This is a genomic window from Paenibacillus sp. MMS20-IR301, from assembly GCF_032302195.1.
GTDB lineage: Bacteria > Bacillota > Bacilli > Paenibacillales > Paenibacillaceae > Paenibacillus_AQ.
Window position 1 is genome coordinate 1,708,844 of the sequence record NZ_CP135275.1, and the last position, 25,611, is coordinate 1,734,454.

Annotated in this window: 28 protein-coding genes; 21 read left to right on the forward strand and 7 right to left on the reverse strand. The window is 50.9% G+C overall.

Annotated elements, in window-relative coordinates:
* Positions 1–46: 46 nt before the first annotated feature.
* Complete coding sequence (locus tag LOS79_RS07605; protein ID WP_315417685.1) at positions 47–430, reverse strand: DUF4190 domain-containing protein; 384 nt, start codon at positions 428–430, stop codon at positions 47–49.
* A gap of 85 nt (positions 431–515) precedes the next feature.
* Positions 516–1,313, reverse strand: a complete 798-nt coding sequence (locus tag LOS79_RS07610) for a GNAT family N-acetyltransferase (protein WP_315417687.1) — start codon at positions 1,311–1,313, stop codon at positions 516–518.
* A 103-nt stretch (positions 1,314–1,416) separates the two neighbouring features.
* Here LOS79_RS07610 and LOS79_RS07615 point away from each other — a divergent pair, with 103 nt between their 5' ends.
* Positions 1,417–1,791 carry a VOC family protein gene (locus LOS79_RS07615; protein WP_315417689.1) on the forward strand — a complete coding sequence of 125 codons (375 nt, stop codon included), beginning with the start codon at positions 1,417–1,419 and terminating at the stop codon, positions 1,789–1,791.
* Between the two features lie 68 nt (positions 1,792–1,859).
* Here the strand turns inward: LOS79_RS07615 and LOS79_RS07620 are convergent, their stop codons facing one another.
* Positions 1,860–2,030 (reverse strand): hypothetical protein, encoded by a 171-nt coding sequence (locus LOS79_RS07620; RefSeq protein ID WP_315417691.1) that lies wholly within the window; start codon positions 2,028–2,030, stop codon positions 1,860–1,862.
* Between the two features lie 163 nt (positions 2,031–2,193).
* Between LOS79_RS07620 and LOS79_RS07625 the strand changes: the two genes are divergently transcribed.
* Together LOS79_RS07625 and LOS79_RS07630 are read left to right on the forward strand one after the other, a co-directional pair.
* Positions 2,194–2,685: a GrpB family protein gene (locus tag LOS79_RS07625; RefSeq protein WP_315417694.1), complete on the forward strand. Its 492-nt coding sequence runs from the start codon at positions 2,194–2,196 to the stop codon at positions 2,683–2,685.
* A 451-nt stretch (positions 2,686–3,136) separates the two neighbouring features.
* Positions 3,137–4,546 carry a transposase gene (locus LOS79_RS07630; protein ID WP_315411930.1) on the forward strand — a complete coding sequence of 470 codons (1,410 nt, stop codon included), beginning with the start codon at positions 3,137–3,139 and terminating at the stop codon, positions 4,544–4,546.
* Positions 4,547–4,671: 125 nt separating this feature from the next.
* On the opposite strand, the gene LOS79_RS07635 is transcribed toward LOS79_RS07630, so the two are convergent.
* The gene (locus tag LOS79_RS07635) at positions 4,672–5,823 is read right to left on the reverse strand and encodes a C45 family autoproteolytic acyltransferase/hydrolase (protein ID WP_315417696.1); all 1,152 of its coding nucleotides are present in this window, start codon (positions 5,821–5,823) and stop codon (positions 4,672–4,674) included.
* Positions 5,824–6,148: 325 nt separating this feature from the next.
* Positions 6,149–6,271, reverse strand: coding sequence for a hypothetical protein (locus LOS79_RS07640; RefSeq protein ID WP_315417698.1), 123 nt, complete (start codon positions 6,269–6,271; stop codon positions 6,149–6,151).
* A gap of 269 nt (positions 6,272–6,540) precedes the next feature.
* On the opposite strand from LOS79_RS07640, the gene LOS79_RS07645 reads away from it, so the two are divergent.
* From LOS79_RS07645 to LOS79_RS07665, 5 genes are all read left to right on the forward strand, one after another.
* Positions 6,541–9,090: a diguanylate cyclase domain-containing protein gene (locus tag LOS79_RS07645; protein WP_315417701.1), complete on the forward strand. Its 2,550-nt coding sequence runs from the start codon at positions 6,541–6,543 to the stop codon at positions 9,088–9,090.
* Between the two features lie 240 nt (positions 9,091–9,330).
* Complete coding sequence (locus LOS79_RS07650; RefSeq protein WP_315417705.1) at positions 9,331–10,005, forward strand: M14 family metallopeptidase; 675 nt, start codon at positions 9,331–9,333, stop codon at positions 10,003–10,005.
* Positions 10,006–10,215: 210 nt separating this feature from the next.
* Positions 10,216–10,596 carry a GntR family transcriptional regulator gene (locus LOS79_RS07655; protein ID WP_315417708.1) on the forward strand — a complete coding sequence of 127 codons (381 nt, stop codon included), beginning with the start codon at positions 10,216–10,218 and terminating at the stop codon, positions 10,594–10,596.
* Positions 10,597–10,598: 2 nt separating this feature from the next.
* Entirely contained in the window at positions 10,599–11,468 is an 870-nt protein-coding gene (locus tag LOS79_RS07660) for an ABC transporter ATP-binding protein (RefSeq protein WP_315417711.1), read from the forward strand.
* The gene (locus LOS79_RS07665) at positions 11,461–12,099 is read left to right on the forward strand and encodes an ABC-2 transporter permease (RefSeq protein ID WP_315417714.1); all 639 of its coding nucleotides are present in this window, start codon (positions 11,461–11,463) and stop codon (positions 12,097–12,099) included. The genes LOS79_RS07660 and LOS79_RS07665 overlap by 8 nt, the downstream gene beginning before the upstream one ends.
* Before the next feature lie 105 nt (positions 12,100–12,204).
* Here the strand turns inward: LOS79_RS07665 and LOS79_RS07670 are convergent, their stop codons facing one another.
* Entirely contained in the window at positions 12,205–12,558 is a 354-nt protein-coding gene (locus LOS79_RS07670) for a ribosomal protein L7/L12 (protein WP_315417717.1), read from the reverse strand.
* A gap of 187 nt (positions 12,559–12,745) precedes the next feature.
* On the opposite strand from LOS79_RS07670, the gene LOS79_RS07675 reads away from it, so the two are divergent.
* From LOS79_RS07675 to LOS79_RS07730, 12 genes are all read left to right on the forward strand, one after another.
* Entirely contained in the window at positions 12,746–13,096 is a 351-nt protein-coding gene (locus tag LOS79_RS07675; protein WP_315417720.1) for a hypothetical protein, read from the forward strand.
* 128 nt (positions 13,097–13,224) lie between these two features.
* Entirely contained in the window at positions 13,225–13,935 is a 711-nt protein-coding gene (locus LOS79_RS07680) for a response regulator transcription factor (protein ID WP_315417723.1), read from the forward strand.
* Positions 13,925–14,962 carry a sensor histidine kinase gene (locus tag LOS79_RS07685; RefSeq protein WP_315417726.1) on the forward strand — a complete coding sequence of 346 codons (1,038 nt, stop codon included), beginning with the start codon at positions 13,925–13,927 and terminating at the stop codon, positions 14,960–14,962. Before LOS79_RS07680 ends, LOS79_RS07685 begins: the two co-directional genes overlap by 11 nt.
* A gap of 74 nt (positions 14,963–15,036) precedes the next feature.
* A complete protein-coding gene (locus tag LOS79_RS07690) occupies positions 15,037–15,801 on the forward strand; it encodes an ABC transporter ATP-binding protein (RefSeq protein WP_315417728.1) in 765 nt (254 codons plus the stop codon).
* A complete protein-coding gene (locus tag LOS79_RS07695) occupies positions 15,791–17,749 on the forward strand; it encodes an FtsX-like permease family protein (RefSeq protein ID WP_315417731.1) in 1,959 nt (652 codons plus the stop codon). The genes LOS79_RS07690 and LOS79_RS07695 overlap by 11 nt, the downstream gene beginning before the upstream one ends.
* Positions 17,750–17,845: 96 nt before the next feature.
* Positions 17,846–18,037 (forward strand): hypothetical protein, encoded by a 192-nt coding sequence (locus LOS79_RS07700; protein ID WP_315417733.1) that lies wholly within the window; start codon positions 17,846–17,848, stop codon positions 18,035–18,037.
* 102 nt (positions 18,038–18,139) lie between these two features.
* Positions 18,140–18,598, forward strand: a complete 459-nt coding sequence (locus LOS79_RS07705) for a hypothetical protein (protein ID WP_315417735.1) — start codon at positions 18,140–18,142, stop codon at positions 18,596–18,598.
* Between the two features lie 17 nt (positions 18,599–18,615).
* Entirely contained in the window at positions 18,616–19,164 is a 549-nt protein-coding gene (locus LOS79_RS07710) for a GNAT family N-acetyltransferase (RefSeq protein WP_315417738.1), read from the forward strand.
* 89 nt (positions 19,165–19,253) lie between these two features.
* On the forward strand, positions 19,254–19,733 hold the full coding sequence (locus tag LOS79_RS07715; protein WP_315417741.1) for a MarR family winged helix-turn-helix transcriptional regulator: 480 nt from the start codon (positions 19,254–19,256) through the stop codon (positions 19,731–19,733).
* Positions 19,734–19,881: 148 nt separating this feature from the next.
* On the forward strand, positions 19,882–21,105 hold the full coding sequence (locus tag LOS79_RS07720; RefSeq protein WP_315417744.1) for an MFS transporter: 1,224 nt from the start codon (positions 19,882–19,884) through the stop codon (positions 21,103–21,105).
* 84 nt (positions 21,106–21,189) lie between these two features.
* Positions 21,190–21,681, forward strand: a complete 492-nt coding sequence (locus tag LOS79_RS07725) for a DinB family protein (RefSeq protein ID WP_315417747.1) — start codon at positions 21,190–21,192, stop codon at positions 21,679–21,681.
* 45 nt (positions 21,682–21,726) lie between these two features.
* Positions 21,727–22,173, forward strand: coding sequence for a YdeI/OmpD-associated family protein (locus tag LOS79_RS07730; RefSeq protein WP_315417752.1), 447 nt, complete (start codon positions 21,727–21,729; stop codon positions 22,171–22,173).
* A gap of 55 nt (positions 22,174–22,228) precedes the next feature.
* On the opposite strand, the gene LOS79_RS07735 is transcribed toward LOS79_RS07730, so the two are convergent.
* On the reverse strand, positions 22,229–23,119 hold the full coding sequence (locus LOS79_RS07735; RefSeq protein WP_315417754.1) for a helix-turn-helix domain-containing protein: 891 nt from the start codon (positions 23,117–23,119) through the stop codon (positions 22,229–22,231).
* Positions 23,120–23,283: 164 nt separating this feature from the next.
* Here LOS79_RS07735 and LOS79_RS07740 point away from each other — a divergent pair, with 164 nt between their 5' ends.
* The gene (locus tag LOS79_RS07740; RefSeq protein WP_315417757.1) at positions 23,284–25,509 is read left to right on the forward strand and encodes a GH92 family glycosyl hydrolase; all 2,226 of its coding nucleotides are present in this window, start codon (positions 23,284–23,286) and stop codon (positions 25,507–25,509) included.
* Positions 25,510–25,611: the final 102 nt, after the last annotated feature.

Here is a 25,611-nt window from a genome sequence, read left to right on the forward strand (position 1 = left end):
AGCCGGTAATCGAAACCGGTTCAGCTTCTTTTTATTATTTTCAAATTTAGAAGCTGTTCAAATTGTTGAAGTTGCTGAAGTTGTTGAAGTAGTCTCCAGGGTAGTTGCTGACATCATTAAAGATGGCAACCATGAGAACGAACAGCAGGATAAGAGCCACATAAATAAGCGTGCCGACAATGCCGCAGATCAGACCGGCGATGGCCAGCCCCCGGCCCTGCTCGTAGCGCAGGCGGATCTCTTTGAAGGAGAGCGCGGCAAGAATAATTGAAATGATCCCAAAAATCAGTCCGATGAAGGGAGTCAAAATAGAGAGAATGCCGAGGACCAGCGAAGCGATTGCTTTGCCGTTTGTCTGGTCCTGCTGTGGCGGCGGCGGATACGGATGATAATACTGCTGATCTTCATATGACGGGGGTTGAACATTCATAAATGGGCTCCTTTATCGTGTGAGCAATGCTCCATAGTCAAATACATACTACATAGAGTATATAATATTAAACGGCTTGAGATAATTATTTTTGTAAAAGCTGTTCCGGGGTATAGTTAATCCAGTGCTCCAGCTTCACTGCGAGCTTAAGTCCAAGCGACTCGGCCAGAGTGATTGAGGCAAGATTATCTTCCAGCACCTGATAACGCGGGATGTAGCCTCTTTGCAGGGTATGGGCTAATGCTGTGCGGACAACCCGCTGTGCAAGCCCTTTTCTTCTGGCGGCAGGAACTGTATGTACGGCCCCGATCTCCCAGATGCTCTCTTCATTACGGAACACAATACAGGTGCTGAGCGGCAGTTCCCCGTCAAATAAGGTTGCAGAGAATGCGCCTGCCTGAAAGTACCCGCGGATTTCCTCCAGCGAATAATCATTGGCCGTCCAGAGCGGCAGCAGCCGTTCATCCAGATCCTCACTGACTAGACAATCCGCATCCGGTATGAAACTCTGGTCTTCAGCTGTGGAGTAGGAGTAAATGCTCCGGACCTTGAGCAGCTTAAAATAAGGTGCCAGTTCCTTAAGATACGCTTCCTTTTGAAGCTTAAAGACGTATCTTGCATCCATTGGCAGCAGCGCAAGCAAAGCCTGGAACACTTCAGGGTGGCAGTAATCCATCATCACCACTGTATCCGCCTCCGGGTAGGTGCGCTTGTCATATGCGAAGGTGCCGGCAGGCATCAGCAGGAGTACTCCCCAGTGCGCTTGTTGTTCGATCAGGTAACTATCTATTTTATCATGATAGGCGGTCATCATTTTGAGCAGCGTGATATTGCGGAGCGGATGCTGGCGCAGTCTGGACATTACAGCTTCATAGTGGCTCACAGGATTTGGACCTCCGTTTCTATTCTAAGGTTGCTCCTCTATTATCCATAATTTACAATAGAATTGATAGATTCATTTTGTCTGCCTAAAGGAGAGAGAACAAATGCTGGTAGCCCAATTATATTTGAATGGCGCCTGTTCGGAAGCGATTGAAGTGTATCAACAGGCTTTTAAAACGGAGATTGATTCGATTATGTATGATCCCGATAAAGAACCTGATCAATTCGTGTTTCATGCCGAGATGCATATTCTTGGAACCCGGGTGATGCTCAGTGATTTTGGCGGACAAAAGTGTGCTGGTGCTGAATCGACAATGGAGCTTGTCGCCGTGTTCGAGAACGAAGAAGCATTAAGAGAGGCCTATAATATACTCATCGACGGCGGCACAATCATTACTCCGATAGGTCCAACCTTTTATAGTGTATGCTTAACGTCTTTGACCGACAGATTTGGCGTCCGCTGGTGCTTCATGGTCTAGAAATAGAACAGCAGCAGACCAGGCGCTTCATTCGTCCTCGGCTGCTGCTGAATTATCAGTTGCTGGGGTCAGGTTTCGTTCTTGGTCACGCCATTCAAGCTTGGCACATAATCCTCTGCTTTATCCGGATCCAGCATTTGGGGAATCTCGGTGATACTGGCGTGGTTCTGCTGATTGTGCTTTTTGTCAGCCTTGTTATTGGCCCGGGAATACTTGGGATCTGCGTCATTCTTCGGCATGCGGTTCACCTCCGTCTCTGTAGGATAGTATGGGTTGTAGTTTGGATTTTATCCCAGAGGGTCCGGGCAGTTAAGCTTGCTCTGATTTATCCATAATTCACAATAGGAATGTTAAGAATAGGGGGAGAGTACCATCGCTGAGCGAACAAAAGTTGTTGAAGTAGTGCCATACGATCCGGCCTGGAAAGCGGAGTATGCCCGGATTGAAGCACGGATGCTGGAGATATGCGGCGATCTGATTATCACGGCTGAGCATGTGGGCAGTACCTCCATCGAGGGGCTGGCAGCCAAGCCGGTAATCGATATTGATCTGGTAATGGACAGCTATGACGATCTGCCGGCGATCATTGAGAGATTGGCAGCATTCGGTTATGAGCATCAGGGAAACCTGGGGATTGAAGGCCGGGAAGCGTTCCGGGGCACGCAGGATGACGGATTCATGAAATTTCATCTTTATGTCTGCCCGAAGGACGGCAAAGGCTATCTGGAGCATATTGCCTTCCGCGATTATCTGCGCAGCAGCCCTGCGGCCAGCCAAGAGTATCAGGCGGTTAAACAGCGGCTTGCGGAGAAGTACCGGTATAATATTGACGCCTACTGTGAAGGCAAGACCTCGTTTGTAACGTCAATTCTTCAACAGGCGGCTGCAAAATAAAAAAAGATCAACAGAGAAGCTCCGGGAAGGAGGGGATTTGCCGGTCTTTTGCATAGATAAGGGGATATCTTCAGTTCTAAGAGGAAGCACAGGGATAGTTGTATAATGTGCAATTAAATGGAACGAAAAGGTATTGTTCGATTGGATAGCTGCAGTCTGTACAACTAAATTTGCCCAAATACGTTAAAACAAGCTGCTCGTGGCAGTTTAGTTGCGCGAAATACAGCTAAACCGATAATAGATAGATTATCAGATCATTTAGTTGTACGAAGGAGTCAATTTCATAATTCAAAACCCTTGCTATATCTGGTTTTGTTGAGCATAGAAAAAGGAGTACCTCCCCACATTCTCGAATTTATAGGCGACGAAACCCACCCGAGAACGAAAAGAGGTAATCCCTATTTATTCAATTCGACAAGAAGAACTGTTTTCCTTTAAGGAATTGTTCCAGATGAACCCCGAAGATAAATACAACCATATTTTTGAGCACTTAGATCTCTCCAAGGTGCTGCACACCCTCCGGAAAAAGAGTAACCGTGGCCGACCCGAAAAACTGAATGTACCTGCGATGATCTATTCATTGCTCATCGCCAAAATGGAGAACATCGAGTTTATTTCTTCTCTGGTCTGGCGTCTTTTGCACAGTGAAGAGTTTCGGGCGCAGTGCCGATTTACCGGCTCCGACAATATCCCGAGTGAAGCCTCGTATTCCCGTTTGATTCATGCGCTAGAGCAAACCGGAATGCTCGAGAACCTGCAGGATTCGTTGGTCCTGTCTGCCCTAGAGGAAGGGTTTGTTAGCGGTACACATCTCGCCGTGGATTCCTCTATTGTGGAGGCTTGGGATTGCCAATTCAGCGAAGCTGCGGCGAAACGCCGCGCCGCTCGCCGTCCACCAAAGCCAAGTGAGGCTTCGGTGGCAGAGCCGCAGCTCCAGTTTGAACTCCCGGAGCCGAAGCCCACCGTAGTGAACGGGCCACCGAAGAAACCTGCCTACGCCAAGCGTGGACGTCCATCGCATGCAGAACGAGAATGCCGACGGGAGGAACAAGAAGCTTATGAACAAAGCCTCGGACCGTTTCAGAAAACCATTGAAGCAATGTTGCCTTACACCTATGACGAACTGTTGGCCGCGCTGCCCCGGCATGCCGCACGTTGTGACAAGAAAAATACGAAGGGGCGACTCACCAGTTATTACGGGTTCAAGGCAAATCTGCTGGTTGATACGGACAGTCAATATATTGTTAGTGGCTTATGGAGTTCAGCGAATCCCAATGACCAGCGTATGGCGGTTGTTCTCCTCAAAGGCCTGCTTCTGAAGTTCCCTTCGCTAAACGTAAAGCATATCTTGGGCGACAAAGGGTATGACAGTTCAGCCATTTACCAGTTGATTCATTCCTTAGGCGCTTTTCCTATTATTAAAATGATTCACCACAAAAAACCGCCCGAGGGGATGAACCAGGATTACACCCCTGTGTGCTCGCAGGGACACGCCTACCGTTACGACAGTTTCGATGCCAAATACGAAACGCTGCGTTACACCAGGCCGAACCAGTGTAAAGACTGTCCATTTTCCGAATCCGGCTGCCAAAAAGTGTTTAAGATCCGAATTCAAACCGATTTGCGAAAGCACGCTTACCCAGCAAGAGGGAGCGAGAGCTTTACGCAACTGTATAACAAACGAACGGCTGTAGAACGTGTTTTTGCCTACCTCAAAGAGTATTTTGGGATGAAACGCACACGTCACCGCGGCGTCCGGGCAAGTGTCGATTTCCAGCTCAGCACATTGGCCTACAATTTGAGTAAGTTTGCGCTAGACAAGTTGAACAAGCAGTTGAGTAACTCCCAGCAAGTGGCCTAACTTTTTTTAAAAAACAAACTCAGCTTTTGGCCCAGTCTTGCTATCCAGCAAACTGAATTATGAAATTGACTCCGAAGTACACTTAAATAAACAGATCGTTTTTGGTATAAAACAAACCCGCTGCTCTACGAGCTTACGTTACTCCAAAATCCGGGGGCAGACGGCCTGTCTGGCAGCACTGCGGTATACGCTGTGACCCCGGCCGGCCCGCCGAAACCGAAGGTTCTCCAGGGGTTAAGCTGCGGTGAACCGAAGCAGACATGCGCCTCACAGGCGGTGTTGTCGCAGACCATGGACCATAATGTGCCGAAGCCCTCGCTGTAATGATGACAGCAGACTCCTGCCGGATACACGCTGCCTGCGGCTGCTTTCATGGCTGCGACGGGATCTTTGGCCATCTGTTCACCGGTCAGGGCCAGCCGCGCTGCATCATATCTTGCCTGCGAGTTCTCCATGAGCTGCAGATTATGTACCTGCATCGGAGGAAGGGTATAGTGGTTGGCCGATATAACCAGCTTATCGGTACTGACGGCTGCGGCCGCCTGATACTGAATTTCTTTATGTGTACCCGCGGCTTCAACCAGGGCAGTGGAACCGGCAGCATCGGAGATCAGGAAATTACGGTAGTCGGAGACGGGCATACTGCGCAGAAGCAGCACGGCTTCTTCAGCAGTCTCACAGCTGTCCAGCAGGGCCCGTACCACTCCCGGAAAAACAAACCCCTCGCCGGTCATCACCGGCCGGATTCTCCCCGAGGTGGTGGTTACCGTAAGTCCAGCTTCATTCATCCCGTCATACCGGCCGAACAGCTGCAGTGCAAAGCCGGTATGTGCCGGTTTGCCCTTAACCCGGGTAGTAGTGAGCAGCAGCTGATTATAAGGCTCGTCTTCCCAGCCGAAATCATAAGTACGCATATGGCAGCTGTGTCCGCCTGCTGCGGGGCTGCTCGTAAATGCTGCCTGGGTACAATGGCCGGATGGCTGTAGATAGGAGTAATAGAACACCACAGTCTCCGCAGCTATACCGAGTTCATCAGCGAAGCCCTGGATTTCCTCATTAAGCCCCGGACAATATGCCCCGAAGCTCTCCATTACTTTGCAGGCTGCATCCGGCAGCAGCGGGGGAGCCCCCATGAAGGGTGAGGACATAAACGCAATGAAAGCGGAGTCCTGCTTGTAATAGGCTCCGAGGGCCCGGCCTACCTCATAATGTGTGCCTTCGGTAATGATATGGGTATACTTGGCTGTCTTGCAGGTGGTACTGGACATAGTCTCCATGTATAACTTCCTCTCCCGGTAACTCTCTGCGCAGAGTAGGTTCATTATAACGGTCCTGCGGCAGCGGCGGCAAAGTCCATTCAGGCGAATTTGCCCGGATGGGCAGCCCGGCAAGGAAGCGCATACTTGATATGCTCTCCTTTTCCCGGACAGAGAAGGAAATACTTGTATTTTTGTTATTTTTAAGGTAACTTATTGATATAACTTCCGGATTCAATTTACCCGGGAGCGCTACTTAAATGATGGTATATACAAGCCGAAGAGGAGCATTCCCCCAATGCTCCTTTTTGCGTGGATTAACCTGCAGAACCCTTAAATTGAAGTGCTAAGGCGCAAACGAAACCGTCTGCAGAATATAGCGGATGACGAAGAAGGCAATGATGCTGATCGATGCAAACCCCAGCAGAAACGAAACGATATCTCTCCCTGAACGCTTGTATTTTCGCATAAGGGTCCTCCCCGGAATAATGTACTGGAATATGAACGCGGTAGATCCTTTCAAAATTTCCATATCCAAAGTTTACTATATCTATCCATAGTATACCTAATCATTTCATGCAATACAGCACGGCGAATCCAGCTTTTCACTAGAACAGTTCATCAGCTGCCTGCTCCGGATGCTCCCGGTATTTGTTATTGCTGCGAAAAATAAGCTAGAATGAAGATACGCAGTAAGTCTGCCATGAACTTATTCACATCTTTTGGAGGAGCCCGACTATGACAGATTATAATGCACGGAATGAAAATGATCCGCTTAACAGGACACTGCTGAGCGAAGCCGGACTTGGTCCGCAGGAAGCGCTTGACCTTACCAATTGTGACAAGGAGCCGATCCATATTCCCGGGTTCATTCAGCCGCATGGTGTACTGCTGGCTGTGACGCAGGATAACGGAAGCATTATTGTACAAGCCAGCCGGAACACAGATTCGCTGCTGGGACTGGACGCTGAAGCCCTGCTTGGAACGCCAATGGCAGAGCTTGTTGGTGACAGTCAGCTGGCGGCACTGCTCGAACGCAGTGTGAATGCCAAGGAAACTGCAGATTTACAGTATATTGTGCTTAACATAGAAGTTGCAGGAAAGATCACAGAGTTCTTCAGCATTATCCACGAGAGTGAAGGTCTGATGATTGTTGAGCTGGAGCCTGCTTCTGCCGATGAAAGTGACAGCACCAATGATTTTGAATGGATCCGTACTTTTTTCGGGCGGATCAAGAATACAGCGAACCGGATCGAAGCCAGCCAGGTTGCGGCAGAACAGGTGAAGGAGATGCTGGGATATGACCGGGTGATGATCTATGAATTTGACGAGCAGTGGAACGGAAAGGTCATAGCTGAGGCGAAGGAAGCCGGGCTTGAGCCGTTCCTCGGCCATCATTATCCGGCATCTGACATTCCGAAGCAGGCCCGTGAGCTGTATCTGCGTAACTGGCTGCGGACGATTGTCGATGTCCATTATGTGCCTGTTCCGATTATTCCGGTGCTGCAGCCCCTGACGGGGAAGCCGCTGAATCTCAGCCTGTCCATTCTGCGCAGTGTCTCCCCGCTGCACATAGAATACCTGCAGAATATGGGTGTTGGTGCGACCACGACCATCTCACTCATTCATGATAACAAGCTTTGGGGACTGGTGACCTGCCATCATTATTCACCCAAATACGTCCCGCACCGTGTCCGTAACCTGTGCAATTTCCTCGGCGCCTTCTTCTCAAGCGAGCTGTATCAGCGCCAGCAGCTGGATACCTATCAGACAGAGCTGCAGATGCGCAATAAGGCAGCGAGAATTGCCTCTGCATTCTCCGGCAACACCAGCTCCTTCCGCATTATTGAGCAGCTGGGAGAGGAGAAAGAGACGCTGCTCACCATGATGGAGGCTTCCGGCGCAGCTGTCTGCTACCAGGACCGGCTGATGCTGTACGGGACTACTCCGGCTCCCGGTCAGGTACGGGAGCTGGCCGGCTGGCTCTCGGGCAGAGCCAAGGATTACACCTACAGCACCTCGCGTCTAAGTCTGGAATACGAGGCAGCCAAAGCATATAAAGACAAAGCATCCGGGGTCATGTATCTGGCCTTATCTCCCGGGCAGCAGAACTATATGATCTGGTTCCGGCCGGAGGTGGTGGAGATCGTGGACTGGGCTGGAGATCCGGCCAAGGCTGTAATCCAGGAGAATGACGGAGTGCGGCTGTCTCCCCGTAAATCTTTTGAGAAATGGCGCCAGGTCGTCCAGTCTACCTCACTTCCCTGGAAGGAGCAGCACCTTAATATACTGCCGCAGCTCCAGTCGATTCTGCAGGGACAGACCGAGCATCAGCTGCGGCAGGCTGAAGAGCAGGCGCTGCAGACCGCACGCAGCCTCCGCCATAATGAGCAGCGGTATCTCCAGCTGATGGAGCTGTCCCCGGTAGCGTTCTTCATGATTACGGATGAACGTATCACCTACCAGAATAAACAGGCTCTTGCATTGATGGAAGTGGAGAAGGAGAAGACGCTGATCGGGAAGCCGTTCCAGAATTATGTTCATACCGGCTTCCGCGCTGCCTTACAGCAGTATTTCCTGAAGCTTAGCCGGGATTCCAGCCAGGTCATCACCGGAAGCGGACAATTCCTGACTGCTGACGGGAATCTGCTTGAATTGAATTTGACTCTGGCTTCCGTATTTCATGGAGGCAAACCGTCTATTATGGCTGTCCTCAGCAAAGAATCGGCAACGGATGCGAAGGGCGGGGACTATACCAGTGCAACGAGCCAGCTGCAGAGTTATCTGGCAACAGACCCGTTAACCGATCTGCCCAACCGGCAGGCGTTCATGCAGGAGTTGGAGCAGAAGTGGAAGGATAGCTTGCAGGAACAGCATCCGCTGCTCATACTGTCCATTGATATAGATAACTTCCATGCCTACAATGCTGTGCACGGATTAAAGGGCGGTGATCTGTGCATTCAGTCTGTAGCCGATGCAGTGAACCTGATTGCCAGACAGCACGGCGGCTTCGTCGCCCGCTTTAGCGGGGCAGCTTTTATTCTCACTTTGAGCGGAACTTCTGGCGGGGAGGCAGAGCAGCTGGCAGAAGAAATCCGCAAAGGTGTCTACGATCTGCAGATTCCCCGTGACCGTTATGAGGAAGAGGGAGTAGTTACGGTGAGTATCGGCGGCCTGTTGAAGCTGCCTCTCCCTGCTGACCGTCCAGCGGATTATATTGCTGCAGCGGAGAAGGCGCTGCACGAGGCCAAGACCGGCGGAAAGAACCGGGTAGTGCTTCACCCATAATGAACCTCTGTATCGGAAGATGCCGGGTGTGGTCCTGACTGGACTGCATCCGGCATCTTTTTGAGTCAGCCTCGAAGCCAAAGCCCCACTTTGTGGGGTTATTTTGTGCTGTTTGACGGTGCGTCCAATCCGCTGGTGAGCACAAGCATACATTACAGCATAATCGGTTTATGAGCCTGTAGCTTATCCTTTCTCAAAAAGCCTGCAGCTGCGGTAAACCTAAACGGAGGTGGAACGCCAGTGTCTGTCCAGAAGCATATGTTAGCATCCGGTACTCCGTATGCTACGCCTTATTATGTTATAAGCGGTGTCAGCCCCGGTCCCGTATTTATGATCATATCGGGGATCCACGGCAATGAGCCGGCAAGCACCCGGGCTGCCCAGGCGTTAGCCGGCAGTTTCCTCCGCGGGGAGATGACTCTGCGCCGGGGCAAGCTGATTATTGTTCCGCTGGTGAATGTTATAGCCCGCCGTAAAGGGATACGCGGCCGGCCGGACCTGAACCGGACCTTCCCGGCAGGAGCAGGCTCAAAGGCCAGCCATCCGTTATCCGCAGCACTGTATCAGCTCGCCTTGCGTTACCGTCCGTCCTGGTATCTGGATCTGCACGAAGCGAACGGGCTGTCACAGCTTAATCCGCGGCGGGTCGGCCAGACGCTGCTGATCAGCCGGGGCAGCAGCGCTACAGGGACTGCACGGCGGATCATCCGGCGGATGAACCGGTCCATTACAAACAAAGCATACCGCTTCAATCTCCGCCAGCGGGAACGTGCCGGAACCTCGCGGCTGGCCGTGCAGCATCTCGGAGCCAGGGCTGTTACCGTTGAGACGTGCTGGAGCCTGGACTTCCCCCTCCGCGTGCGGCTGCAGAAGGAGGTAGTCTGCCATTTCCTCTGGGTGGCCGGTGTGTTATAAGATTCGCTGCTGTGCAGCTTCCTGAGCAGCATAAGCAGTTGGAACAGAACAGGCAGCTTGGAATCCTGCTGACGGCAGGAAGCTGCCTGTTCTGTCATACATAGCATTACTTAGAATCGTTAGCGGTACGGGTTGACAACATTGATCATAGTGTATATATTACATATATACATTAAATACAAAGATTACAAAGGATGCTGGTGCCAGAGCATGAATATTTTGATATCAAGTACTTCCGGTGAACCGATCTATGCCCAGATCGCGGGACAAGTCCGCCAGATGATTCTCCAGGGGGAGCTGGTCTCCGGGACACCGCTGCCTTCCATCCGCTTGCTTGCCAAGGAGCTGCAGATCAGTGTCATTACGACGAAGCGGGCTTATGAGGAGCTGGAGCGGGAGGGGCTGATTAACTCCATCGTCGGGAAGGGCTCTTTTGTCTCCGGGGCAGATCAGGAATATATCCGGGAGCAGCGTCTGCGGATCGTTGAGAACAAACTGAAGGAAATTATTGATGAGAGCAGACTGCTGGGTATGGAATATGCTGAGCTGGCGGAGATGCTGAAGCTGCTCTACGAAGAGGAGGAAGAATAGAGATGGGCAATGTAATCCAACTGGACCATTTAAGCAAAAGCTACGACCGGTTTGACCTGCGGGATATTTCCCTTTCGGTTAAGGAAGGCTTCATTACCGGGCTGATCGGCCCGAACGGTGCAGGCAAGACCACGCTGATCCGCATGATGATGGGTATGACCCATCCGGATCAAGGCAGCATCACAATGTTCGGCCAGAATAACCAGCAGCATCAGGCAGCCGTTAAGGAGCGTATCGGTTATGTGTCGGATGAGAATATCTATTATGAGAATCTTACGATCAGGCAGATGAAAAGGATTATAGCCCCGTTCTACGCCCGCTGGGATGAGGATACCTATGTGAAGTTTCAGGAGCTGTTCAAGCTGTCTCCGGGCAAGAAGATCAAGGACCTGTCCAAGGGGATGAAAATCAAATTCTCGCTCGCCATCGCCCTTTCGCACGGTGCCGACCTGCTGATTATGGATGAACCGACCTCAGGGCTTGATCCGATCTTCCGCAGGGAGATGCTGGAGCTGCTAAGCGAACATATCCAGGATGAGAAGAAATCAATTCTGTTCTCCACGCATAATACTACGGATCTGGACCGGATCGCCGACTACATAGTGTTCATCAATGAGGGACGGATTATATTTAACGAGATGAAGGAAACGCTGAGTGAGCAATATCTGCTGGTTAAAGGCAAGAAGGAGCTGCTCGACCGGGATGTCCGGCGCTGGTTCGTCGGCCTCCGTGAGAGCGGGCTCGGGTTCGAAGGGCTGATCAGGAACCGTGCTGAGGGGGAACATTATTTCAAGGACACCGCCATCTGCGAGCAGCCCACCCTGGAAGAAATTATGTACTTTACGGTAAAAGGAAGTGAAGCCCATGTATAGCTCCATGTATCTGATCCGCAAAGACTTTGTGCTTACCCGGAAATTTATGCTGCTGCTCATTCCTTACTATCTGTTAATGGGTTATACAAATGCAGAGGGATATACACTGTTCTCTTTATTCCCGGCAATGCTGATGCTGGTCAACGCCTGTACAATTGACATGCAGAATAATAATCTGAAATTTCTGGTAAGTCTGCCGCTGCCGAGACAACGGCTCGTTCTGGCCAAGTATCTGACGCTTATTCCCTTTACGCTGTTCAGCCTCATTTGCACGCTGCTGCTGTTCTCGTTTGCCACTATAATGGGCCGGCTGGATGAACCTTTGCGCTGGAGGGAGCTTGGCCTGTCTGTTGCCGCTTTTCCGCTGCTTGCTTCCTTCTACCTGCCGCTGTACTACTGGCTGGGACAAAAAGGGAAGCAGGTGGTGAATTTCGTATTTATCATGCTGATTATGTTCAATATAACGGCATTATCGAGTTTAACTAAAAGATATCCGGCACTTTCAGAGTGGGTTCAGACCGGAAATATCAGCAATTCCGTAATCGTGGTTATTGGAATACTGGCCTATATTATTATTATTTATGGCTCTTATCTGCTTTCCCTGCGTATTTTTAGTAAGAAAGATATATAGTGTACGGGCTGAAAAGCCCCGGCCAGAATTAAATTCAAGCCCCCGGATGCCGCTCTGCTGCGGAGTCCGGGGGCTTGTTTGAAGTATAAGATCAATTGGCTGCGGTCAGCGGAAGCTTCCGCTTCGTTCCAGCTTGTCGACGAATTCCTTGGCGTCCCGCAAGGACAGATTGCGCGCTTCCCGCATCACCTTTACCGCCTGAATCTTCTTGCCTTCGGCGAGCAGCAGGTACAGCCGGCGCTCCAGATCCGGGGCAATCTCCAGGTTATGCACATTCAGCGGTGTTGGACTGCCGGTGGAGCTGGCAGCTCCCATGCCTCCGCCAGCTCCCCCGTAGGCATGCTGCTGTTGCAGCTGCACCTCAAGCTCAGTTACCCGCTTCTTCAATCTGAACACACTTAGCATGAGAATAAAAGCAAGAGACAAGGCCGAAATTGCGATGATGTCGGCATTTTCCAAAGAAGATACTCCTTTCTGCAGTTGAAGCCCGTGTTTGTGCTTTCATCATTTACTACCCGCCACAGAGAACTCTGAATACATCATGGAGGATAGTCTTATATTCATGCTCAAAGTCATATCCAACCTGGTGAAAATATGATATTTTTATGCAAATTTCAGCTGTTCAAACTTAAGAGGGAGGTTAGTGATGATTACTCCGCATAATCTTGAAGAGTACTATGTAAGAATCGGACGGCTCAAGCAGCGTTATCTGTCAGAGCGGTTCGAACAGGATCTGCCGGAATTTCGCTCCCATCTGGAGGCGGCCGGCTGGTTCCGCGGATTATTCGCAGCGGACTTCATCTTCGTAGAGGAAATGGAATCTGCAGATGCGAACGCCGGGAGCTATTTCCTGTATGATATTATCCATGACCGGGAGCTGTGGGAACGCAGGCAAAGTGATTTGCGTCTCAAAGGTACGGCGGCCGGTCCGGGAATGCTGCTCTGTGCCCAGCGGGTAGATATCTATGCAGACGGCTCTGTGCAGTTAGCTTTTTAACTGTCTATGCTTCAGGAATACATAGAATATGATATAACCGATTTACACTCAGGCTTGCTGGCAGCTGCAGCAGGCTTTTTTCATCCCTAGGGCATGTCATACTATAATTTCAGGAAGAGGTGTATCATTTGTTCAAGATTATGATCGTGGAAGATGATTTCAGGATCAGGTCGCTGCTGACAGATATCCTGCGCAAATATAACTATGAGGTTGTTGCGGTCGATAACTTCCTGCAGGTGGAGAGCTTCTTCGAACGGGAGGCCCCGCAGCTGATCCTGCTTGATCTGAATCTTCCGTACTATGACGGCTTCTATTATTGCCGCGTCTTCCGCAGGCAAACCACAATGCCGATCATCATCATCTCCGCCAGGGATGAAGAATCCAGCCAGGTACTCTGTATGGAGCTTGGTGCAGATGATTATATCGTCAAGCCGCTTAACCTGCAGGTGCTGCTGGCCAAGATCATGGCCATTCTGCGCAGAAATTACGGGGAATATGCACCCAAAGCGGAGAAGCCGCCGGCAGCACTTCCGTTTCATCTGGATGAACGCAACTTCAGCATAACGTGCCGCGGCATGACTGAAGAGCTGAGCAAAAATGAATACAAGCTGCTGAAGAAGCTGCTGGAGCACCGCGATTCCATCGTTACCCGGGAGGTGCTGCTCGAGGAGCTGTGGGATGATATGCACTTCGTAGTGGATAATACACTGACCGTCAATGTCACCCGCGTAAAGGGCAAGCTGCAGAGTCTCGGATTCCAGGATGTGATCAAGGTAAAGCGCGGGGTCGGTTATATCTTTGATACCTTGGCGCTGGGAGCGGATGCGCATGAGCATTAGACTGATCAAAGAGTTCCTGCGGGATCAGAGGGATTTCACCGTGGTTTATTTCCTCAGCCATGTGCTGATTAGCCTATACAGCAATCATTATCTCAGCAGCAGTATCCGGCTTCTGTATCCCTTCAGCATTTATGCATATATCTATCTCATCTTCATGGGCTACCGGTTCTTCCGGTACGCGGGTACAACCAGGGAGCTGCGCCGGCTGGCGGAGAATATTGACATCGAGGATAAGCCTTATTCCGCTGAGCAGCAGGTATACATTACCTTAATGAGGCAGATTCACCGGAGCTATCAGGAGCAGCTCTACGAGGTCCGGGCGAAGGCAGAGAACACCCATAGGTTCATTTCCCAGTGGATTCACAGCATGAAGACGCCGCTCTCGGTTATTGATCTGATTGTACAGAACTACAAGCTGAATGAGCCGGATATTCATCCGTCAGAAGCAATGGAACAGTTGGCCGAGGAGAAGGACCGGATTCTTGGGATGCTGAATCAGGTGCTGCAGTACTTCCGGCTGGAGCAGTTCACCCGTGACTGCCTGCCTGAGAATATCGGGCTGATGGAATCACTCCGGGGCATCATCAACCGCATGCGGAATCAATTCATTTACAACCATGTGTATCCGGTAATCGACGGGCCGGAGGACGACCTTCTGATCACTACGGACGGGAAATGGAATACGGTGCTGCTGGAGCAAATTATCTCGAACAGCATCAAATACTCTGAAGCGGGTGAGGAAGGCAAGCCGGTTCATTTCCGCGCCTGGCGGGCGGGCGACAAGGCGGTGCTATCTATTCGTGACGAGGGCATCGGGATTGACAGGGTGGACCTGCAGCGGGTATTCCAGCCTTTTTTTACCGGGAAAAACGGACGTTCCGCCCATCAGGCTACGGGCATCGGCCTCTTCGTGTGCGCAGAAATCTCGCGCAAGCTTGGCCATTCCCTGGAGATTACTTCTGAGACGGGCAAGGGCACGGAGGTGAAGATTACTTATCTTTCAAAAATGAAAGAAAGCATAACCTAAATGAATGGATCATCATGGCCAGATTTTCTACAATGGAGTCAAGGCAAGCATAACTGTACTGAGAGGAGAGCGGCATGAGCGTACTTGAGGTAAGAAATATCAGGAAGGTGTATGGAGTGCAAAGTGGGGACAGCTCGACAGTGGCGCTGGACTCAGTCAGTTTCAATGTAGAGGCCGGTGAATTCATCGGTATTATGGGGCCGTCCGGCAGCGGCAAGACCACTTTACTCAATATTCTGAGCGGAATCGGCAAGCCAAGCTACGGCGAGGTAACCATTGCCGGTAAGAATATTACAGGCTTTGACAAGAATGAAATGGCGCTGTTCCGCCGCAAGCATCTGGGCTTTGTGTTCCAGGAGTTCAATCTGATGGACAGTCTGACACTGAAGGAGAACGTGATGCTCCCGCTGATCCTGGATAAGAAAGATAAAGAGGAGATGGAGCGGAAAAGCGAAGAGATTATGAAGCTGCTGGATATCCACGATATCGCCGGGAAATATCCGTACAACATCTCGGGCGGCCAGCAGCAGCGGACAGCAGTCAGCCGGGCGCTGGTCCATGATCCGGATATTGTGTTTGCCGATGAGCCGACAGGGAATCTTGATTCCAAATCCTCTGCTGCCGTGATGAAATGCATGGAACGGATGAACCGTGAACGCGGCAGCACCATCCTGATGGTCACCCATGATGCTTATGCAGCAAGCTTCTGCCAGCGGATTATCTTCATCAAGGACGGGGCGATCTGCATGGAAATCGTAAACGGCGGGATCCGCAAGGTGTTCTTCGATCAGATTCTTGACTGCCTGGCTATTATCGGAGGGGAAAGAAATGACATTTAGAGATATTGCCTTCAAGAATTTCAAGCAGAGTGCCAGAAATTTCTTCTCCTACTTTCTTTGCAGCACCTTTGCCATTACAATCTTCTTCCTGTATGCAGCGCTCTATTTCAACCGGAGTATCCGTTCGGGAGGAACGGAGGAAGTCATCCGGATCGTATTCCTGATGAGTCTGGTAGCGCTTACTTTGTTCTCGGTATTCTTCATCAATTACGCCCATTCCTCCTTCATTAAGGCCCGGAGCAAAGAGTTTGCCATTCTCATGTCCCTCGGGATGCATCAGGCCGAGCTGCAGAAGATTACCGCACTTGAGAACCTGCTGATTAGCCTGATCTCCATGGTTACCGGTATCGTTACAGGGGCCGTATTCTCCCGGCTGTTCCAGAATGTGGCGATCGACCTGCTGGATCTGCAGGGAGTGTCCTTCTCGCTGGATGCCGCCAGCTTTGCAGTTACGGCAGCGGTATTTATAGTCATCTTCGCTGTTTCCCAGCTGCTGTCCATGCAGAAGATCAACAAGCTGGAGCTGACAGAGCTGATGAAGGATTCCCGCAGAGGGGATAATAAGACGGATAACAAAGACGGAAGACGGGGCATCCTCGGCGCAGTGCTGCTGCTGCTCTCGGTCATCTATCTGGTTGTAATCTCCAGCCGGGAGAGTCTGAATACCCATCCGCTGATGATCGGAATCTATATCCTTATGAGCTTCACCGGCGTGTATATGGTTATCGCCTATTTCGGGAACACCATTGTCGCCTTCCTGCGGAATAAAAAGTTCTATTACCATCACATCCTGCCGATCACCGAAATTCATCACAAATTTAATCAGAACAAGCGGATTCTGTTCATTCTGAGCATTCTCAGCGGGATGACTATCTTCCTGGTGGCCTCACCGTTCTCACTGCTGCAGCTGTCGGCCAGCATAGCTGAACGGAATCCGTATGACGCCGAATTTGTGCAGGTGGACGGGGTTCATGCCTTGACCGGATCTGAGCTCGAGCAGCTGCTGAAGCACGGAGATGAGCCAGTACGCCAGGTGGTAGAGACCAGCTTCCTGACACTGCAGATGAACCTCGACGGGGATAAATACGATCGGCTGAAATCGAAGCCGGTAATCTCGCAAGAGGCGTATGAGCGCCTTACAGGCAATAAGCTGGAAGTGCCGGAAGGGGGAGCTGTTAACATTATTACGGCCTGGGAGCCGGGCAATCACGGAATTGCCGAGGGCGAAGAGCTTGTGCTGTCCGATGGGGACCGAAGCTTCAGTTATAAGGTGGCGGCCTCCTATCACGGGGAGTGGTTCGCTACGCCCAGTACCTATCCTTCGAGCTCAGGAGTTGTGGTCAATACCAGTGATTATGAGAAAATGCTGGCCGACGTGGGCCCGGGGGCCATTGCCAAGCATTACGGCATTGATTTTGTCTTCTGGAAAGGAACCGGTAAGATTATTCATCAGCTTAAGGAACTGCTGGATGCCGGCGGCGCGGACGGAAGCGGCAAGCTGTTTCCGGTTGCCTCCAAGCTGGATTCCTATAACATGCTGAAGCAGAACTACTCGCTGTTCGTCTTCGTGACTTCGCTGATCGGAGTGCTGTTTTTTGCCGCCGGCGGGATGGTGCTGTATTTCAAGCAGTATACGGAGATGGGCAACTCGGTAAGCTTTTTCCGCAAATTGTATAAGATCGGGATCAGTGATCAGGAAATCCGCAGGGTTGTCTCGGCAGAGCTGCTGATTACGTTCTTTGTACCGCTAGTGCTGGGTAGTGTATTCGGCTACTGCTTCATTTACCTGATAACCCATGTAATGAGCGGGGCGGATATCATGTCTGAATTCATGAAGAACACCTCATTTGTGGTCGCAATCTATTTCGTATTCCAGCTTAGCTTCTATTACATTACCAAACGGAAATACAGCCGTGAGGTTATCGGCAAGCTGACCCGGGCGGTGTGAATCAGTATTGATTACGGAATAAATGGAAATTCACTGATTCGAAATCCATTAATGAGAGTAAATGGTGTATAATCAAGTGAAAAGGGAGGTGATCCCATGAATAGCTCCTTTCCATCCGGACCAAGTCCGAGACTGCCGGATCCTGACAGCCATAAAGCCAATCATGATGTGAATGCGCGCAAGCTTCATACTGAAGGCATTACCGGGTTTTGGAGGCAGGTAACGGATCTCGTTATTGCTGTGGCGGTCATTGTTCTGTTCGTTTTTATATTGAAGTGGATCTTCTGATCAGCCTTCCCAATAAGCGGAAGTTAAGGCTGGTTAATTGAGTCAACCCCATAGCCAAAGCCCCACATTGTGGGGTTATTTTATTTATCCCAAGGAGGTATCATGATGGCAGCAAGGAATGGGCGTTACCGGCGTATTGCCCTGGCTCTGGTGCTCTTGATTGTAGGGGCAGCAGTCTGGACTTTCGCGGTCCGCCTGCAGTCTGCAGGCAAGCAGAATGAATCCGTTCAGGAGTATATTGCCGGCGCACCGGGAATCAAAGGCTCAGTAGACACTGCACAGTGGGGGGACAATCCCGCTTATGCGATCGGAGCTGACCGTAAGGGCTATGCTGTATTTAAGGACCCGGATCAGGCTTTTGCCCGGATGAAGATTGATTATGCCAAGGGCCTGAAGGCGATCCGGGAGGAATTCGGCCTGCGTGCAGTATCTTTAGCCAATTATCAGCAGTATGGTACATACGGATGGCAAATTACGAAGACAGAGGATGCAGAAGCAGCGGAACAAGCCCGCCGGGTGACGGCTTTCATGGACATTTTCGAGAATAGTTATGTAAAGTAAATGTGAGGTGACTGAATATGAAATATAATGAAGCAGAACACACGCTCGAAACAGACAGGCTGCTGCTGCGCCCATTCAGAATAGAAGATGCGCCTGAAGTAACTGAATACTGCAATAACTATAATATTTACCGGAGCACGCTGAGCCTGCCGTTTCCGTATTCCCAAGACTGCGCAGAGAGCTGGATTGCAGTGCATGAACAGAACTTTAACTGTGACCGGATGTATGAATTTGCTGTGACTGACGTGAAGACCGGGCGGCTGTACGGGGCTATCGGCATTTCACACCAGCAGTCCTATCATAACGGGGAGCTTGCCTACTGGATCGGAGAAGCACACTGGGGCCAAGGGTACGGGACGGAGGCCGCACGGGCAGTCATCGGATTCGTATTTAAGGAGAAGCAGTACCACCGCGTATATGCCCGGCATTTCGCCTCGAACCCCGCCTCCGGGGCCATTATGCAAAAATGCGGCATGAGCTATGAAGGTACACTTAAGGATCAGATCTATAAGAACGGCACCTACGAGGATATCGTGTATTATGGGCTATTGAATCCGGAGGGCTGAACCGGGTTTGCACATACATATTTGCACATACATAGGAGTTCATATAATATTTAATATTGTTAACGCAGCAGCGGCAGGGGGGCTTGGCCATGAACAAGGAAGATTTGGTTATGAATGAATTCCGGAATGTCTTTAACAAGATGGCTTGGCTGAATAAGAATAAGATGGAGGTTGCTCTTGAGGGATATAAGTCTTCGGAGATCCATTGCATCGAATATATCGGCAAGCATGCGGACTCCAACGTGACCCGGCTTGCGGAAGCTTTTTATATGACAAATGGTGCTATCAGCAAAATCGCCAAGAAGCTTATGGCCAAAGGGCTTATTGAGAGCTACCGGAAGCCGGATAATAAGAAGGAAATCTATTTCCGGCTGACTGGGCTGGGGGAAGAAGTATTCACAATTCACGAGGACCTGCACCAGGAGTTCCGGGAGAGGGACCAAGAGATATTCGCGCAGGTCACGGATGCACAATTTGACAGTATGCTTCACTTCATGGAACGTTATAGCAGGCATTTGGATACAGAGATAGAGAAGCAGGGGATAGATCTGAAGCCGGAACAACAATAGATAGTATATAAACTGCAGGCAGTCAGGCTCATGCGGGAGCTGGCTGCTTTTTTATGTCCGGGATTTTGTTGCCAAGGAAACAATATTGTGATACGATACTTTTGTTTCCTGGGAAATAAATATTCATTATCTAAGGAGAGCATTTAACATGTCTACATCTAAAACACATCAGGAGCAGAACGCGGGTCAAACCGTAAACAAGCATGCGCTGATCTTCGGTCTGATTTCTGTCTTTTTATGCGGAATCGGCTTCAGTATTATTACACCCGTCGTCCCGTTCCTGGTCCAGCCTTATATAAGTAATCCAGGGGAACAAGCGGTGATGGTCACGCTGCTGACCTCGGTTTATGCAGTTTGCGTATTTTTTGCAGCGCCTGCACTTGGGGCACTCAGCGATAAATGGGGCCGCCGGCCGCTTTTGCTGATCTGTCTGGCCGGTTCTGCTGTCGGGTACTTTATCTTTGGAATTGGCGGGGCGCTGTGGGTCCTGTTTGCCGGACGGATCATTGAAGGGATCACCGGAGGGAGCATCAGCACGATTTTTGCGTATTTTGCCGATATCATCCCTCCTGAGCAGAGAACGAAATATTTTGGCTGGGTGAGCGCAGTTGTTGGTGTTGGAACGGTAATCGGCCCGGCGCTGGGCGGCTTGCTGGCGAGGTTTGGTTATGCTGTGCCGATGTATTTTGGAGCCGTAATCACGCTGCTGAATGTGTGCTACGGATTGTTCTTTATGCCCGAGAGTCTGGACAAGCAGAACCGGCTGCAAGAGATTACCCTGGTGCGGCTGAATCCATTCACACAGCTGGCCAGCCTACTGTCCATGAAGAACCTGAACCGGCTGCTAATCTCAGCCTTTCTGCTGTGGATTCCGGCTGGTTCGCTGCAGGCCATATTCTCACAATTCACGGTTGATACATTCAACTGGAAGCCTGCTCTGATCGGACTGATGTTCTCTATCATGGGCTTTCAGGATATCATCTCCCAAAGCTTCATTATGCCAAAGCTGCTGGGCAAGCTTCGTGATGCGCACATAGCCATTCTAGGAATGGTCTCAGAGATTACCGGTTACGGCCTGATCGCTGCGTCGGCACTCTTCTCTTTCTATCCGCTGCTCATCGCAGGGATGTTCATCTTCGGATTCGGTGATTCGATCTTCGGGCCTTCCTTTAGCGGGATGTTATCGAAATCGGCTGGTTCCAGTGAGCAGGGCAGAATTCAGGGCGGCAGCCAGTCAATTCAGGCACTGGCCAGAATGATCGGGCCTGTTATCGGGGGCCAAATCTATGTCGCTCTGGGGCATGCTGCTCCTGCTGTCATGGGTATGATCCTGATTGCAGCTGCCATTCCGGTCATGTACAAAGTAGAGTAGAAGTTCACAAATTTGCCGATAGAACTGCCGGGAAGAAGCAGGTTATTCCAGCCGGGATCAAGAATATAGTCACAATCCCAAATTATGAGAATCGAGCTGATGATCATGAGTGACAAGATGGTAGAAGTGTTAAGAAGACAGTTTGAACCGGTAGTCGAAATGCTGAAGCAGCAGGTTGCAGAGTGTCCGGATGAATTCTGGAACGATGCCTCGCAAAAATACTGGAAGCATGTATTTCATGCAGCCACCAGTATGAAGTTCTGGTTCCGGCAGCAGAAGGAGGAGGCGTTCATCATTCCTGACTTCGGTAGAGATATTACAGAAGCGCTTGATCAAGAGTGCTCTGACTATCCTACTAAAGAAGAAATGACGGCATATGTAGAGGAAATGATGAAAGTGGCCCGCAGCTTTGTGGATGAGCTTACGGATGAGACGCTGATGGAGCCTTGTGTCTTATTCGCAGAAATCACCAAAATGGATGTAGTCCTGATGCAGATCCGGCATGTTCAGCATCATGTCGGGTATTGCAACAGTATCCTGAATTCCAATCAGCTGGAAGCTGTGAAGTGGATTTAAGAGGGTAAAGGGTATTATCTTTTAGAAAAAGGAGTGTTAATCCGGATGATGTATGAATTTGACGGGGAAATTAAGCAGCTGGAAGGTAAAATCAAATGGAAAGTCGTGTATTTTCCATATCCGGTAAATGAGGTGTTTAACACAAACGGCCGGGCTGCTGTCCAGATTGTGGTGGATGGCCATCCGTTTGAGCATACGCTGCTGCCGTCGAAGAACGGGCATTATTTTGTATATAATGAATTTATCCGCAGAGCCGTACATAAAGAGCTTGGTGACACTCTGCATGTCATCCTTACCAAAGACGAAGAGCAGCGGAATCTGGTTGTACCGGATTACATTGCGGACATTCTTAATGAGCACCAGACTCTGGAGCGGTTCTTAAGCCAGCCTGATTACTTGAAGCGTGAGCAGATCAATCATATTGAGCTGGCCAAAAAAGAAGAAACGAAGAATAACCGGATCATCGCCTTAATACATAAGCTTAAAGACTGATGACAGAAGTAAAGACGGCTATCGAGGCCGTCTTTTTTGGTGCCGTTGTTAAGTATTAGAACAGCGCTGCCGGAAGAAGGCTGGTATCTATACGGTTAAGCTTCCTGAAGGAGGTAGGCGACATATGGATACGGGCCTGAAAGACGCGGGAAAAGGTGGCATATGAAGTGAACCCGACCTCATAGCAGATGGAGGTGACGGGTTCATCCCCCGAGATCAGCAGGCCGCAGGCATGGGATATGCGGATGCCTTCCAGATAGCGGTGGAAATGCTCCCCGATATAGGCTTTGAAGGAGGAGCTGATATGGGGAACGCTCAAATGGAACCGGTCTGCAAGCAGCTCGAGCTTGATATCCTCCCGGAAATTCTGATAGACATACAGGATGATATCCGCCATGCTTCCTTTTCCGGTAACGGACGCTGGAGCTGTTTGCTCATGCCCACGCGTAAAGCAGTGACGGTCCAGCAGAACAAAGGCTTCGGTTAATTTGCACAAAAAAAGCAGCTGGCTCCAGGATTGGCTGCTGTTTATCTCCCCGTACATCTCCTCAAGCAGCCGGAGCAGCTGCCCGGCGAGCTCCGGCTCCAGCTGATAAGATGGCTCGCCTTCAGTACCTGCGCGCATTAATAAGCTCTGCAGGCTGCCGGTCTCCTGAGAGGCAAACAACGCCTTCAGACCGATAGCACCTACATACAGCTGCAGCTCCTGCCCCTTGTCAATCCGGATCTCGTGGACCTGATGCGGAAGCAGCAGTGTGAAGGTGCCGGCACAGATCTGCCTTTCCTGTCCATTGATGATCTCAGTGCCGCTGCCGTGAACAGCATAGGTATACTCCAGGAAATTATGGGTATGGGGAGGAACATGGTCACTCAGCTTGTGGATTCTTAAGGTATAGGGAAAGGACTGGTGCAGCTCCTGGTCGCCCGGCAGATTGAAAGGAATCATGACAGGTCGCTCCTCTAAACAAGATTATAAAGTTATCATAAACCATAACCGGAAAAAATGAGATACTTTCCGTAAAATTGATAAGCGGTTTATAAATCGGGTTCAGTACAATGAATTTGTTTGTATGCATGTAACCCTATATCTGAAAAGGAAGGTAATGAACCATGAACCTCTTGCAATATGTAAATCCGCTGCAGGGCACCGCTTCAACTTATGAATATTCTAACGGCAACACGCTTCCGCTGGTCGCCCGGCCCTTCGGCATGGCAGCCTGGAGCGCGCAGACCCAGGAGGCCGGAGGCGGCTGGTTCTTCCATCCCTCGCACCGCCGGTTCGAGGGCATCCGGCTGACCCATCAGCCCAGTCCCTGGATTGGCGATTATGGCCATCTGACTCTCCTTCCGCAAACCGGACCGCTTGCCATTGCCGCAGCGCAGCGCTCATCGTCCTTCCGGCCTGAAGAAATGCTGGTGCAGCCGGATTACTTCCGGATCAGGCTCCGGCGCTACGAAACCTTGCTGGAGCTGACCCCCACCGAGCGCTGCGCCAGCATCCGGATGACCTTCGGAAGGGGAGAAGCCGGGCGGGTCATCATTGCTCCTTTTGCCGGAGAATCCTCGTTTCAAATAGACACGAGCGGCGGAAGAATGACCGGCTATACCCGGGCAAACAGCGGGGGAGTTCCCTCCAATTACGCCATGTACTTTGTACTGGAATGGGACTGTGACACGGATGCGGAGGGTTCCGGCCTCTTCGATCAGTATTTTGAGCCTTCCCCTGACTTGTCCGGAACAGGTGAGCGGTTTGGTGCCTATATTGGCCTCCGGCCTCCGGAGTCCGGTCAAGTCAACCTTAGAATCGGCACCTCCTTCATTAGTATTGAGCAGGCAGAGGTCAATCTGGCCCGGGAAATCGGCACAAGCTCCTTCGATGAGGTCCGGGTGGAAGCGGCTGGGGTCTGGAATGGAATGCTGAACCGGATACAGGTGGAGGACCGGAATGAGGAGCGGATCAGGACCTTCTATACCTGCATGTACCGTGTCTGCCTCTTTCCCCGAGTGTGGCATGAATTCACCGCCGGGGAAGAGATGGTGCATTACAGCCCCTATAACGGAAAGGTTACCGCTGGCCCGATGTATTGCGATAACGGCTTCTGGGATACCTTCCGCACCTCGTATCCTTTATTCAGCCTGCTGTTTCCCTCACGGCTGGGTGAGATCCTGGAGAGCTACGTCAATGCTTACAAGGAGGGCGGCTGGATGCCCAAATGGTCCTCTCCAGGTGAGCGCAGTGCGATGCCCGGCACCCTGATTGATGCCGTGTTTGCAGATGCCTATGTGAAGGGGATTGAAGGATTTGATGTTGAAGCTGCCTATGAAGGGCTGCTGAAGCATGCCCTGCAGGCCGCAGAGGATCCGCAGCTGGGAAGAAAAGGTTATGCGGCCTATGAGCAGTATGGCTACCTGCCCGCGGATCAATTCCATGAAAGTGTCAGCAATACGCTGGATTATGTGTATGGAGACTTCTGTATTGCGCAGCTGGCGCAGGGTCTCGGTAAAGAGGAGCAGTATAAGCTATTCATAAGCCGTGCTGCCAACTATACGAAGCTGCTGGACCCGTCAACAGGCTTCATGCGCGCCAAAAAGGCGGATGGCAGCTGGGCAGAAGGCTTCGATCCGGTAGAATGGGGCGGTGCTTATTGCGAAGGCAGTGCCTGGCAATGCAGCTGGGCTGTTCCCCACGACGTTATGGGACTGGCGCAGGCTATGGGCGGCAAGGACGCTCTGCTTGCCCGCCTGGATGAGCTTATGACCGCAAAGCCGGTCTTCCGGGTGGGCAGCTACGGCTTCGAAATTCATGAGATGTCTGAAATGGCTGCGGTGGATTTCGGCCAATGCGCGATCAGCAACCAGCCCAGCTTTCATATTCCTTACCTGTTCACCGCACTCGGCTATCCGGAAAGAACCCGGTATTGGACCTCCAGACTGGCCCGCGAATTATTCAGTGCCGCAGAGGATGGTCTGCCCGGAGATGAAGACAACGGCAGCCTTTGTGCCTGGTATATTTTCACCTCGCTCGGGATGTATCCGTTATGTCCGGGAGTCCCAGAGTATGTCATCGGCAGACCCTTATATGACCGGATAACGGTCCAGCTGGAAAGCGGCAAGCAGATTATGATCGAAGCGGAAGGGGATTCCGCAGAGAATCAACCAGCAGACCCGGATACAGTAAGCCTGATCAGCCTGAATGGACAGCCGCATCATTCCTTATTTTTCAGCCATAATCAGCTTACGGCAGGCGCATTGATCCAGCATAAGTTGTCAGATACGCCGGATCATCATGCATCTGATGCTAAGAAACTGCCATATTCCCTGTCTTTTCAAAGATAATCATCCTATTGATTAACAAAAGTTCATCTTCTTAAGAAACGTTCATTTCCTTCTCTGACCGGCGGTGCAATAATAAGGGCCGGGAGGAGGAGGAAAATCGGG